The organism is uncultured Catenibacterium sp., assembly GCF_900540665.1.
GTDB lineage: Bacteria > Bacillota_I > Bacilli_A > Erysipelotrichales > Coprobacillaceae > Catenibacterium.
In genome coordinates this window covers 1-13,708 of the sequence record NZ_UQGV01000063.1, presented here as the reverse complement: position 1 = coordinate 13,708, position 13,708 = coordinate 1, and the positions used below count along the sequence as shown (strand labels likewise).

Genomic DNA, 13,708 nt, shown 5'->3' with positions numbered 1-13,708 from the left:
CGGCCATACTGTCCCTGAGCTTTTTCAAATGCAGTATTTGCATCATCACCAGCTTTGATGAAGTCCATCATTTTACCGAAGTTGATGAATTTGTATCCAATGATTTCATCATCTTCGTCAAGAGCAACACCTGTTACATAACCGTCTGTCATTTCCAGATAACGAGGTCCTTTTGCAAGAGTTCCGTACATGGTACCAACCTGGGAACGAAGTCCTTTACCAAGGTCTTCCAGGCCTGCGCCTACAACCAGTCCGTCCTCGGAGAATGCACTCTGGCTTCTTCCGTAAACGATCTGCAGGAAGAGCTCTCTCATAGCAGTATTGATAGCATCACACACAAGGTCAGTATTCAGTGCCTCAAGGATGGTAAGTCCTGGCAGAATCTCAGATGCCATAGCTGCAGAATGAGTCATACCTGAACATCCGATAGTTTCGATTAATGCTTCTTCAATGATACCTTCCTTAACATTTAAAGAAAGTTTACAAGCACCCTGCTGTGGAGCACACCATCCGATACCATGAGTGTAAGCAGAAATATCCTTGATTTCTTTAGAATAAACCCATTTGCCTTCTTCAGGAATTGGGGCACAACCATGATTGCCGCCCTGTTTAACGCAATACATTTCTTCAACTTCTTTTGAATAAATCATTTTTTTACTCCTTTCATTACTAAATGACTGTTGATTCAAGGTGAGGGTTATCACCTGTCAAAATTATATGACACCATCCTTTTAAAGTCAATGAAACTCAAGAAAACAGCATGCAAAAAGTAGTATAAAAAGGGCTTAAAATAACGAGTTTTAGGCTTTATTAGAACTTGTGAAAAAATAAGCGTTTTCATTTTTGGTATTTGAAAATCACAGTATGTTAATGGGTGAATGTAGTTAAAAAAATATTCATAATCCTGGATTAGTATTATAATGACAATGCAATGAAAGAAGGAAATACCTATGAAACATAAAAAACTGACAATAAAACAGAAGAGAATAGTGAAGAATATATTAGTAGTTGTATTGCTTATTATCAGTTTTCCTAGCTATACACCCTCACAGGTTGTTATAGAGAGTGATCATATTTTAATAAGTAATCACCTCCTATCTAGACCTATAGAGTGCATCAGTTTTGATGGACTCACCTATACTGGAGTGGATGGTAAGAAGTATAGTCATAAAAACTATGTAGGAGTACAGCCTCTTACAATCTCTAATACAATTACATTCAGTTCTTCTAAGACGCTTTATAGTGCACCATTTTCATATTATGCTACAAGACAGGTTATTCCTGCAGGAAACTATCATGTCACAAAAGAAGCAGGGCGTTATATGTATATAGAAGGGAAGGGCTGGGTTTCTTCTCAATATGTGAGTATTGATGTTAATAATTCTATAGAGAATACAACAGGTATACCACTCTACAGAGATTATATGATTCCTAAAACAAGCAGTCATCGTACACATTATGCAATGAGACCACTGTATATTACGATTCATACAACAGATAATACCAATAAAGGTGCAAATGCTTTAAGTCATGCTAAACTTCAATATACAGGTAATGTAAGATCAGCATCCTGGCATTATACAGTAGATGATCATAGCATCTATCAATCACTTCCTCTTAATCAACAGGCAGGTCATGCAGGAGATGGTGTGATGCCGGGCAATAGTGCTTCTATTGCGATAGAGATATGTGTCAATTCAGACGGTCATTTATATTTTGCAGAAAAAAATGCAGCGAAGCTATCTGCTGCATTATTAAAACAATATAACCTCAGCGTAGATCAACTCCGTATGCATCATGACTGGTCAGGAAAAGAGTGCCCTAGACCTATGATAGAAGGGCAATGTGGATCAATGGACTGGGAAACCTTCAAGAAACAAGTCTACAACTATATGCGTACGGTATGAAAAAAGGAAGCTCTTGCTTCCTTTTTAAATGCCTATTCAATCATGATAGGTTTCTTTTCTTCAATCTTTTCAGGTTCAGTCTTAGGGAAAGTGATCATTAATTCACCATTGTCGAACTTAGCAGTGAAGTCTTCTTCTTTATAACCCTCACCAACATAGAACTTTCTTGAACAGCTACCTGTATAACGTTCACTTCTGATAACCTTACCGTTCTTGTCTTTTTCTTCCTTGTTCTGATTAGTATTTGCAGAAACTGTTAAATAACCATCAGTCAAGTCTAGAGAAATATCTTCTTTCTTATATCCAGGAAGTGCAATGTTCATTTCATAGTTGTTATCTATTTCTTTAATATCACATTGCATTGCATTAGTTGATGGACTCATCCATCCATCATCAAACATATCATCAAACACATCATAGAAACCAGGTAAAAATCTCATAAATAACATCTCCTTTATTAAATTTTAACATGGGATCATAGATCTCGTGTTATTAGTAGATTGTAATTGATTTCTTTTCAACTCTCTTTGGAGCTTCTTTAGGGACTGAAATCATTAATTCACCATTATCAAACTTAGCTTTGATATCTTCTTCAGTAAATCCTTCACCTACATAGAAACTTCTTGAACAGTTACCACTATATCTTTCACGTCTTACAACGCGACCAGCTTTATCTTTTTCTTCTTTTTCTTTATTGCTAGATGCTGATACTTTTAAGTAGCCATCCTTAAGTTCCAAAGCAATATCTTCTTTCTTATATCCAGGAAGTGCAATATTCATTTCATAAGTATTTTCAGTTTCACGAATATCACATAACATGCTCGCTACTTTTGTAGGAGTACTAGCTCCTGAATCAAATAAATCATCAAACACATCACTAAAACTTGGGTAATATCTCATATTTGTTCGCCTCTCTCAACGTTATTTCTATTTCTTAGTAATCTCTCTATCGATTACAACTATTATTATAGTCACTCTTTTAGCAAAGTCAACACTTGAGTGCTAAATTTTAGCACTTTCTTTTATAAAGTGCTAAAAAGAAAGAAACCTGCCTATTTGGCAGGTTCTAAGTCAATATCTTTTAATTGATAAGCAGTCATATCAATTTCTTTATTACTTATAATTTCAGTAGTATCTGAATTGTTGTAAATATATGTAGCACAATGAAATGCCTTTTTGATGTTCTTAGGTCCACCAATGTGGGAGATGACTTCTTTTGCGACTTTATTGTAGTCCATTGAAATTCCTTTTTTATAGATATGTTACCGATTTCATATCTGTATCATATATCAAGGAAAAATACTTGTCAAAAGAAATATAAAACCGATACCATATTTTTATTTTTATTAAAAAAAGCATCAGATTCTTCTGACGCTTTCTCCTTCTATAAATGTGAAGTCAATAAGTGTAGCACGTTTGACTTCTTTTTCTTCAATCATATCAAGAATGATCTGTCCAGCTATCTGACCTGCATGGGCATAGTGGAACTTAATAGTTGTAAGGGCAGGGGACATTACGGTAGAAGTCCAATAACCACCAAATCCAGTCACTGAAACATCCTCTGGAATATGTAATCCATGATCTTTTAAGACTTTTATACATCCCATCGCAATGGTGTCTGTAGCACAAATAATAGCAGTAGGACATTCATGATGTTTTAAATAATCATTTAATTGAATCATTGTTTTTTCAGCAGAGAAGTCTGTTTCTAGAAAATGAGGATGCACATCCTGCAAGCCATCATAAACACCCTGTCTACGAATAACTCCTACAGCCACATCTTTTCTGCTTACTCCTGCATACACAACATTTTTATGACCATTAGAATAAATATACTTACCTATTTTATAGCCTGCCTCATAATCATTATTAATAATACTCACACCTTCATCATAAGCCTGAGCCATATAAACAATAGGAATAGAACTCTTAGCGGAAATATCGCGATGTGCCATAGTAATAGAAGTGGCAAGAAGAATAATACCGTCCACTCTTAATTGCATAAGCTTAGTAATAGACTTGATTTCATCAAGTTCATCATGATTTGTATTAATAATTATAGTTGTATAATGATGTTTCTTTAGGAACTGATCAATATTCATCATCATACGACTAGAAGCATATGAAGTAAGAGTAGGGCATACAATACCGACAGTATGTGTCTTGTTGGCTTTTAAATTAGCAGCAAGCACATTAGGTTCATAATCATATTCTTTTACGATTTTCTCTATCTTCTGACGTGTTTCTTCTTTTACATAGCCACCATTAAAATAACGAGAAACAGTTGTCTTAGAAACACCTGCAACTTTTGCAATATCGGCCATAGTCATCTTCTTCATACTAATCATCACTAAATAAACTCATGATTTCTTCACCACTCATTGTCGTAATAGAACCACTGTTACCTTCTACGAATCGGTCTGCAAGATCTTTCTTTGCAGCCTGTAATGTTTGAATCTTCTCTTCAATAGAATCTGCCATAATCAGTTTATATACAAATACTTTATTCTTCTGTCCAATACGATAAGCTCTATCAGTTGCCTGATTTTGTGCAGACATATTCCACCAAGGGTCAAAGTGAATAACGCCTTCTGCAGCAGTTAAGTTTAAACCAGTACCACCTGCTTTTAAACTAATTAAGAATACTGTTGTATCATCATTCTGATAAGCATCCACCAATCCTTTACGTTTCTCTTTATCTGTATCACCAGTCAACATATAGTAAGATGTCTTACTCTTATCGAGCTCTTCTGCAAGTAGATTAAGTAGACTCTTGAATGATGAGAAGACGATGATCTTTTTCTTGTTGTCTTTGTATGTCTGAATAATATTTAAACATGCTTCCATCTTAGAAGACATATGCTTGACATCATCAAATACAATACGTGGTTCACAACAGATCTGTCTTAACTTTGTCAACATTGCAAGAATCTGAATACGGTCTTTAGAACCATCTAAAGTCTTTAATAACTGATTCGCCTGTGCTAAATGAGCTAAATAGAGCTTCTTTTCATCTTCACTGAAGTCTACAAGTACAGTATTTTCAATCTTATCAGGTAAATCCTTTAATACTTCATTCTTTGTACGTCTTAATACAAATGGTGAGATCATCTTCTGTAATTGAGTTTGAACATCTTCATCATGATCCTTTACAATAGGTGCTTCATAATGAGATTTAAAATAACGATAGTTATATAAATAGTCTTTATTCAAGAAATCAAAGATGGACCACAATTCAGCAAGTGAGTTTTCAATAGGTGTACCGGTTAATGCATAGCGCTGTTTACCTTCTAATGATTTAACAGCAATCGCATTTTTAGTCTTCTGATTCTTAATATACTGAGCTTCATCCAATACAATAAAATCAAATACAATACCCTTATATTGTTCATAATCCTTACGAATATAATCATAAGAAGTAATCATCACATCAAACTGCTTATAGTTTTTAATAATCTCTTTACGTTCTTTTGCGCTACCCATTACACAAGTAACCTTTAAATGAGAAGAGAACTTATTAAATTCATCTAACCAGTTTAAAATCAATGAAGCAGGACAAATAATAATAGAAAAATGTTGTTCATTACTTTCTAATAAACTCATAATCTGGATGGTCTTACCTAACCCCATATCATCTGCAAGAATACCACCAAAATGAAGATCATTCATAGTAGAAAGCCATTGGAAACCTTCTTTCTGATAATCTCTTAAAATGGCATCATAACGTTCATTTAATTTATGTTTATGATGTGTATAGTTCTTTAAGTGATCCAATACATCTTTAAATGATTCTTCACGATTAACTTGTACATATTGTAGGTTCTGTGTTGCTAAGTCCATCTGATGTGCTCTATTTAGATTTAAATCAATTGTACCATCTTCAGAAATATCTTTAGGTAGAATATGATACTGATCCATCATATTACCTAATTCATCTAATTCATGTGTATCAATATATAATAACTGACCATTCTTTAAACGGTGATAACGTTTCTTTTTCTTATGACTCGCAATAATATCAGCTAGTTCTTCTTTAGGTACATCTAATGAATCTAAGTCCATTTCTAATAGATTATGAGATACCTTAATACCAACAGATAAGTTCATAGACTTCTTAGAACCGATTGCTTGCAAAGAATCAGATACATAAACATCTGTCATCTTATTAAGATGTCCTAAACCATCATGAATCATATCTATTGTTTCATCACGATGTGTATCAAAACGCATAGGTCCTGACGTATCATCAGGATTATATTTCTCTAAGAAACCAATAATGAGATCTGCTTTTAAAGAATGAGGTACATCTTCTTTAAGAAGATCATGTTTTCCATCCTCATATGTTCCAATTAAACTAACTAAAGCATATTCATCTTCATCTACATCTGCATAGATTTCTAGATGTGATTCTTCTTGGATTGTGTCCTCTAAACCTACATAATCAATATATTTCTTTGTAGGAGAAATAATATAACGTGTAAAGTTTTCTAATTGTTCATGCGCTACATAAAGACGCTGTAAGGTATCAAAACGATTCAACAACTCAATAGCAACCCCCTGTTTATCAAAAGGATAACGAATAATAGTAAAATCTGAAGGTATGTATTGATATAAACATTTCTTACCAGCATAATAAGGTGCTATATTTGTTTCTAGTTCTAGAATTGTATCATGTTTATCTTTAGTCACTGATACCATAGGACGTAACTCATCTTCTATACATTTAAAAGCATGGAGAGATGCGGGAATAGTTGTAAGTAACTCCCATAAAGCATCAATATTCTCATTGTCAATGAATAGCATATTATTATTGGCAAGATGTGAATGATAGAATCTCAGAATAAATTGGTAAATCTTCTTAGATGGTTCATCTAGAATATCTGGATTATGAACAAAAGATAAAGTCTTCCCATAAGCATGATATTCATTATTCTGCATCTGTGTCATAAAGTTAGGAATACTCTTTACGATATAATCTCTTGTACGTCCTATCTTAAATGTGATATTAAAATTCCAACTATCTGCACGAAGCAGTTTTAAATGAACTGGTGTAGAATCTACAGGTGTAAACTGATTGACTAACTGATTCTTAATATAATCAGTCAGGTCATTGGTTTCCTTTTCTCTTTCCATTCTTCTAAATTCAGCCATTCGTTGTTCCCATAAAAGACGTTCTCTCATAGCACTTTTCTTTTCTTCTTGAGCACGCTTTTCTAAATTAACAGCATAACGATAAGGGAATGTGTTGGGAGATAACTCCTGTACCTTTAAAATAAGTGCACCTATATGTCCACAGGCTGTATATTCATCTGCATAAATACAATTACAGTCTGTTGAAACTATTTTAGAATCGGGATTTACAAGAACACGGGGAAGATAGATATTACCATTAATCATAACTTTACCAGAAATATGATAATAACCACGATTATCCATAGTGATAGAAACATTCACAACATAATCTCTTCGATAATATTCTCGTGCAATATCACGGTTACGTGCTCTAGAAACAACACGTTCAAATTCATTGTCAGTGATAAATAACATAGCAATTCCTCCTAATCTAAGTAATTATATCATAAGAAAGTATACAAAAAAACTGGAATAAAAATTATTCCAGTTCAACAGGTTCCTGTCTTAGAGTTAGACCATATTTTTCTTCAATAATAGAAACAATTTCTTCTCTTGCCTGTTTAAGATGTGCATAACTTGTCGCATTTTCATTAATCAATATTAATGCAGCTTTTTCTGATACACGCATACCATAAAATGATTTACCCTTTAATCCTGCATGATCAATAAGCCATCCAGAAGGGACTTTGTTTCCTTCCCAGACAGGAACATTCATACTTCTTAAACGTTCTGCTTCAGCATCATCCAGGTAGACATTCTTAAAGAATGATCCTGAACTTGCTATTTCTTCTGGCTTAGGAAGTTTAGACCAACGTATTTCAGTAACCATCTCTCTAATAGACTTAGGAGAAAAATCAGTAATCTGGTGTTCCTCTACATAATTCTGTAAAGAAGTATAGAAAGGAGGAGTAAGTGTATCATGACTTAAATGAATTCTCATAGAGATAATCAAATAACGACCAGCATCTTTACCATGATTGAAAATACTCTGTCTATAGCCTAACTTCATATCTTCTGCCTTGATCGTAACATACTTCTCTTCCTTTAAATCATAAGCAAGAACAGATTCTAATACCTGTACAATTTCCTGGCCATAAGCACCTACATTTTGTACAGGTGCAGCACCTACTGTACCAGGAATGGCACTAAGTGCTTCAATTCCAGATAAATTCTTTTCTGTAGTAAAAGCAACAAGATCATCAAGTAGTTCTCCACCCATTGCAACAATTGTCAATTCGTCAATAAAACGTATACCCTTAATACGGTTTAAAAGAATAACCCCCTTAAAACCTTCATCTTTCCCAATTACATTACTTCCTGTACCTAAAATAAAGATAGGAAGCTGACGTTCTTTCGCAAATAAGTAAGCTTTTTCTACATCTTCTACGGTCTCTAGTTCAATCACATAACGCGCTAGACCGCCCAGGCGCATTGTAGTGAGTTCCTTGATTTCTACATTCTCATTTATTCTCATAGAGTGCATTATAGCACAGTTCTAACAAAAGTAGAGGATTAATGATGGAATAATCTTTGGTGAGTAAATGCGAGTACCATATCATACTTATCACATGTATCAATTACATGATCATCACGAATAGAACCACCTGGTTCACCTACATATTTCACACCACTCTTATGAGCACGTTCAATATTATCTCCAAATGGGAAGAATGCATCACTACCTAGTACAACATCTGTATTCTTCTTTAACCATTCTTTCTTTTCTTCTCTAGTGAATACTTCTGGTTTAACCTTGAAGTAATTCTGCCATACATCATCACCTAGTACATCTTCATAATCATCTGATACATAGGCATCAATTGTATTGTCCTTTTCAGCACGTTTTAAACCATCAGCAAACTGTAAACCTAAAACTTTTGGATGCTGACGTAAGAACCATACATCTGCTTTATTACCAGCAAGTCTTGTACAATGAATACGAGACTGCTGACCAGCACCAATACCAATAGCTTGACCATTCTTGACATAACATACAGAATTAGACTGTGTATATTTTAATGTAATCATAGAAAGAATCAAATCATGTAAAGCATGTTCAGGAATATCTTTATTCTTGGATACAACATCCTTAAACATCTCTTCATTGATTACACAATTATTTCTACCCTGCTGGAATGTAATACCAAATACCTGTTTGATTTCTACTGGATTAGGTACATAATCAGGATCCATCTGTAATACGCAATAAGTGCCTCTTCTTTTCTTTTTAAGTATTTCTAAAGCTTCTTTAGTATAGCCAGGGGCAATAATACCATCACTCACTTCACGATTAATAAGTTTAGCAGTCACTTCATCACATACATCAGAAAGGGCACAGAAATCACCATATGAACTCATACGGTCACTTCCTCTTGCTTTAATATATGCATTCGCAATTGGACTTAATACATCAGCACTTTCCTTTACAAAATACATCTGTCTTTCTACTTCAGTTAAAGGTGTACCAATAGCTACACCAGCAGGAGAGACATGCTTGAAACTTGCAGCACAACTCATCTTTGTTGCCTGTTTTAATTCTTTGACTAACTGCCAGCTATTAAAAGCATCTAGTAAGTTGATATAACCAGGTTTACCATTTAAAACAGTAAAAGGAAGTTCTCCTTCTTCCATAAATACCTTAGCAGGTTTCTGATTAGGGTTACAGCCATACTTCAATTCTAGTTCTTTCATAAATTCCTCCAAAAAAAGAAGCCGACACACACTCCAGGCTTCTTTGCCCAGACGGTCGGCTTCTTCATTTGATTTATTATACTCCCTGTGGTTAATTCCACTTCCGTCAGTCATATAACTAATGCCATTATAGATAAAAGGCTATAATAAAACAAGTATTTTCATAATATAAAAACAGAATGTAAACGCTTACATAATTATAATTGTTAGGGTATAATTGAGACAGAAAGAGAGGAGGAAGACCTCCTTAACATATACATTCATCTCAAAGAATTTGGTCAGAAAGGAGAGATTCCAATGGGATACTGTGACTGAGTATCCGTTGAGGATACTCAATTAAATAAGGACAAACGTATTTATCCACCAATAATGATTTATATGCTTTATCGATAATGTATGGTTTATATGGAAAGGTGGAAACGGGAGATGGCTCCTGAATAATAATAAGGTACGTTGATCTATATATTGGAAGGCCGTAAAGAAGGTTTTCCCATTTATCTATGATGCTGGAAATTGAATCCAAAAGATGTAATCCTAGAATCCAGCAGAAAAAGCTATGGTGATGTAAAAGCCATAGCTTTTTCGTTTGGTTTATTACTACTTTCTAAATAAATTACCATTTCAGCATTTAGGCAAAAAAATAGCACCATTTTTAAAAAACAGTCTTTTCCAGCTGTTTCTAACCATGGCGCATCTCTTCGTCTCTGCTTTTGGTTCTTTATTTACCTTTTACCTAATTTTAACACTTATTTTATGATTAGGCAAGCTATTTTGTCGAAATTATATAATTTTTTCTCGATTTTAGTCGATTTTTATGTGATATTTTTGTAACAATCTTGTTTATTTTTTATCAACATTACAGATTTAACAGATCCAGTTGCGGAAACAGGGAAGAAACAGTATACTACTTCTTAAGATATTTTCTATGCTTCTATATACTGTTTTTATATAGGTGATGATTGATTTTTTATATGAAAGGGCTTACCATGATTTACTATAAGATAGAAATGCACCACAACGAAAAAACCTTCGAATCCCTGTCCCGGATGCAGTACGATCTCTTCTGCGCTTCCAACCGGATCACGCGGACAATTTTAAGCATCCTGTTCATCGCCGGAGGTATCATCAATCTAAGCGAGTGGTGGGGCATCCTCTTAGCCGCCTACGGCTGCTATCTGACGACCAGCACCTACAGCTCCGCCAACCACACCGCCCACAAGCTCGCCGAACAGATCAAAAAAAGCGGCATGCCGTTCCCGGCGTCCCGCTATGAATTCCGTGAAAATCATCTGGAAGTCTATTCTCTTCCGAAAAACACCCGCGAAAGCACACTGGCTTACAATGAATTTGAAAAGCTGGGTGAGGACCGCGATTATTTCTATCTGTTCCGCTATTCCTACGGCGGGTATATGGTACCGAAAAAGGGGATTGACGCAAGCGCAAGGTCCCGTTCAAATTCGGATGAGAGCCAGAATTTGAAAGCAATTGGCGCGTTTCGGGAATTTTTGGAAAATAAGAGTGGGAAACGGATTTACAGGAAGACGATTCCGCTGGTTCGGGTGATGCAGGCGTTGAAGAAGAAAAGATAGGTCGATAGATATAAACTATAAAATAGTTCAACAACTCTAAAAAGCCACGATTTGAACTCTTTGATTCAGATCGTGGCTTTCTCAAAAACCTGCTGTTCTATTCTGTTTTTCTGCCAAAAATCTTCTGCAGTTCCTAGAATCAGCCTTACCGCGTGGTGCTCAAACGTTTTTGCAACACTTGTGGCTAAAAAATATCAATGCAGTTATTTTCTTCTATCTCTGCGCCACCTTATGCGGATTCAGAATATTCTTCGGATCAAACACTTTCTTGATTCCGTTCATCAGATCCAGGTTCTTCTCCGGCAGGGATTCTCTTAAATACGGCTTTTTCGCATATCCGATGCCGTGCTCGCCGGACACCTGACCTTCGAGTTCATGGGCCTTCTGATAGATCTTCTCCATTGCAGCAGACATCCGCTTTTCCCACTCTTCATCACTCAAATCGTCTTTCAGGATGTAGGCGTGCAGATTTCCGTCGCCCGCATGACCGAAGCTCTTGATGCGGATATCAATCTCATTGTGGAGATCGTGCAGATACGTCACCATCTCATTGACGCGGCTTCTCGGAACAACCATATCGACCTCATCCATGTAAGTCGTGGATCCCTTGATTGCCTCCAGAAAAGCGCCTCTGGCTTTCCAGATGGATTCCTCGCGCTCCTGGGTATCGGAAATCAGCACGTCCAGTGCGCCCTGTTCCAGGCAGAGTTTGGCCACCTTGTCATACGTTTCTTCGATCTCCTGGGTGGAATTACCATCAAATTTCAAAAGCAGATACGCATCCGACTGTTTATCCGGGAACGCTTTTCCTAAATACTCCTCGGCGTCTTCAATCACTTCCCGCTGCATGAACTCGATCGCGGTCGGGATCGTCTTAGATTTGATGATAACCGGGACGGTGTCGATCGCCTGTTTCAGGGTCGGGAACGGGATCAGAAGGCTGATGACACGCTTCGGAAGCGGCAGAAGCTTTAAGATCGCCTTGGTAATGAAGCCAAGCGTTCCCTCGGAACCAATAATCAGATCTTTCAAGTCATAGCCTGAACTATTCTTTACGACTTTGCCTCCAAACTGAGTGATCGTGCCATCCGGCAGAACCACCTCCAGCCCCATGACATAGTCCCTCGTCACACCGTATTTGACCGCACGCATACCGCCCGCATTTGTGCTGATGTTGCCGCCAATGGTCGCTGATTTTTCACCCGGATCCGGCGGGTAGAAGAAATCTTTGTCTTCTACATAGGCGGACAATTCCATCAAAAGGACGCCCGGTTCCACCGTGACCGTCAGGTTTTCCTCGTCCAATTCAAGAATCTGGTTCATCAGGGTGGTATCGATCATGATGCCATGCTCCATCGGAACTGAAGAACCAACCAGACCCGTTCCGGCGCCCCTCGGTGTCACCGGAATCGTATTTTCGTATGCATATTTCATGATCGCCGCGATCTCTTCGGCTGATTTTGCCTTTACCACCACATCCGGATAACTGCTGGTGCCGCTCAGCTCATCGTGGCTGTATTCTTCGTTGATATTTTCGCCTACGAGGACACGCTCGTCATCCTGAATTGTGTTTTTTATATATAAAATATCATCTTTATCTATTTTCTTGTAATTTCCCATGATATCCTGCTCTCCTTCCTGTGAATCTTTATCTTCCCATCTCAATCTTCTCAATCAGTCTCGGGAGAATCTCATAGAGATCACCAGTCAGGCAGTAATGTGCCGTCTTGAAAATCGGCGCTTTCGGATCTTTATTGATCGCGACGATCGTCTCCGCGTGATTCATGCCGGCAGTAAACTGAACCGCACCGGACACGCCGCAGGTGATGATGAGTTTTGGGCGGACCGTACGGCCACTCAGACCGATCTGGCACTTGGCATCCAGCCATCCGGCTTCCACCATCGGACGGGTGCAGGCAAGCTGACCTCCCAGCAGATCTGCCAGTTTTTCCAGCATTTTCAAATCTTCCGGCTTCTTCACGCCTCGTCCGGCTACCACCAGGACGTCAGCATTTTCGATAAAGGTTTCCTTCGGCTTTTCTACGATATCCAGAACCCTCACGTGGGAAAGCAGTTTTTCCTTCTCAATTGTACAGACCACAATCTCACCGCTCTCTTTCTCGGCACGCTCCGGTGCGTTCATGATCTTATAGCGCACGGTTGCCATCTGCGGACGGTGGTTCGGGGTCTTGATGTGCGCCATGATATTGCCTCCAAAAGCCGGTCGGATCTGGGATAAATCAGTATTTTCATCCATTTCCAGGATCGTACAATCCGCGGTCAGACCTGTCTTCATACGGGCAGCCACACGCGGCGCCAGCTGTCTGCCGACCGTGGTCGCACCGACGAGAATAGACGATGGTTTTACTGTCTGGATAAAGTTTTCAA

Annotated in this window: 12 protein-coding genes and 1 riboswitch; of the genes, 2 read left to right on the top strand and 10 right to left on the bottom strand. The window is 37.3% G+C overall.

Going from position 1 to position 13,708, the window contains the following annotated elements:
• Positions 1-650, bottom strand: a 650-nt coding sequence (locus QZQ55_RS08465; protein ID WP_295092296.1) for an iron-sulfur cluster assembly scaffold protein, incomplete at its 3' end; no start/stop codon positions are given.
• 300 nt (positions 651-950) lie between these two features.
• Between QZQ55_RS08465 and QZQ55_RS08460 the strand changes: the two genes are divergently transcribed.
• A complete protein-coding gene (locus tag QZQ55_RS08460) occupies positions 951-1,907 on the top strand; it encodes an N-acetylmuramoyl-L-alanine amidase family protein (protein WP_295092293.1) in 957 nt (318 codons plus the stop codon).
• A gap of 32 nt (positions 1,908-1,939) precedes the next feature.
• Here the strand turns inward: QZQ55_RS08460 and QZQ55_RS08455 are convergent, their stop codons facing one another.
• The 7 genes from QZQ55_RS08455 to QZQ55_RS08425 all read right to left on the bottom strand — a co-directional run bounded on the left by QZQ55_RS08455 (position 1,940) and on the right by QZQ55_RS08425 (position 9,731).
• The gene (locus tag QZQ55_RS08455) at positions 1,940-2,347 is read right to left on the bottom strand and encodes an Hsp20/alpha crystallin family protein (RefSeq protein ID WP_295092290.1); all 408 of its coding nucleotides are present in this window, start codon (positions 2,345-2,347) and stop codon (positions 1,940-1,942) included.
• A gap of 52 nt (positions 2,348-2,399) precedes the next feature.
• Positions 2,400-2,807 carry an Hsp20/alpha crystallin family protein gene (locus QZQ55_RS08450; protein WP_295092287.1) on the bottom strand — a complete coding sequence of 136 codons (408 nt, stop codon included), beginning with the start codon at positions 2,805-2,807 and terminating at the stop codon, positions 2,400-2,402.
• Positions 2,808-2,959: 152 nt separating this feature from the next.
• Entirely contained in the window at positions 2,960-3,145 is a 186-nt protein-coding gene (locus QZQ55_RS08445) for a PTS transporter subunit EIIB (RefSeq protein ID WP_295092284.1), read from the bottom strand.
• Between the two features lie 120 nt (positions 3,146-3,265).
• Entirely contained in the window at positions 3,266-4,246 is a 981-nt protein-coding gene (locus QZQ55_RS08440) for a LacI family DNA-binding transcriptional regulator (protein ID WP_295092281.1), read from the bottom strand.
• A 1-nt stretch (position 4,247) separates the two neighbouring features.
• Positions 4,248-7,454 carry a DEAD/DEAH box helicase gene (locus tag QZQ55_RS08435; protein WP_295092278.1) on the bottom strand — a complete coding sequence of 1,069 codons (3,207 nt, stop codon included), beginning with the start codon at positions 7,452-7,454 and terminating at the stop codon, positions 4,248-4,250.
• A 64-nt stretch (positions 7,455-7,518) separates the two neighbouring features.
• Positions 7,519-8,514 carry a UDP-N-acetylmuramate dehydrogenase gene (murB, locus tag QZQ55_RS08430; RefSeq protein WP_295092275.1) on the bottom strand — a complete coding sequence of 332 codons (996 nt, stop codon included), beginning with the start codon at positions 8,512-8,514 and terminating at the stop codon, positions 7,519-7,521.
• A 38-nt stretch (positions 8,515-8,552) separates the two neighbouring features.
• A complete protein-coding gene (locus QZQ55_RS08425; RefSeq protein WP_295092273.1) occupies positions 8,553-9,731 on the bottom strand; it encodes a phosphoribosylaminoimidazolecarboxamide formyltransferase in 1,179 nt (392 codons plus the stop codon).
• A 38-nt stretch (positions 9,732-9,769) separates the two neighbouring features.
• Positions 9,770-9,855: riboswitch (ZMP/ZTP riboswitch) on the bottom strand.
• A gap of 847 nt (positions 9,856-10,702) precedes the next feature.
• On the opposite strand from QZQ55_RS08425, the gene QZQ55_RS08420 reads away from it, so the two are divergent.
• On the top strand, positions 10,703-11,320 hold the full coding sequence (locus tag QZQ55_RS08420; RefSeq protein ID WP_295092270.1) for a YcxB family protein: 618 nt from the start codon (positions 10,703-10,705) through the stop codon (positions 11,318-11,320).
• Between the two features lie 213 nt (positions 11,321-11,533).
• On the opposite strand, the gene QZQ55_RS08415 is transcribed toward QZQ55_RS08420, so the two are convergent.
• A complete protein-coding gene (locus QZQ55_RS08415; RefSeq protein ID WP_270234269.1) occupies positions 11,534-12,940 on the bottom strand; it encodes an FAD-binding oxidoreductase in 1,407 nt (468 codons plus the stop codon).
• Between the two features lie 28 nt (positions 12,941-12,968).
• On the bottom strand, positions 12,969-13,708 hold a 740-nt coding region (locus QZQ55_RS08410; RefSeq protein ID WP_295092267.1), incomplete at its 5' end, for an electron transfer flavoprotein subunit alpha/FixB family protein.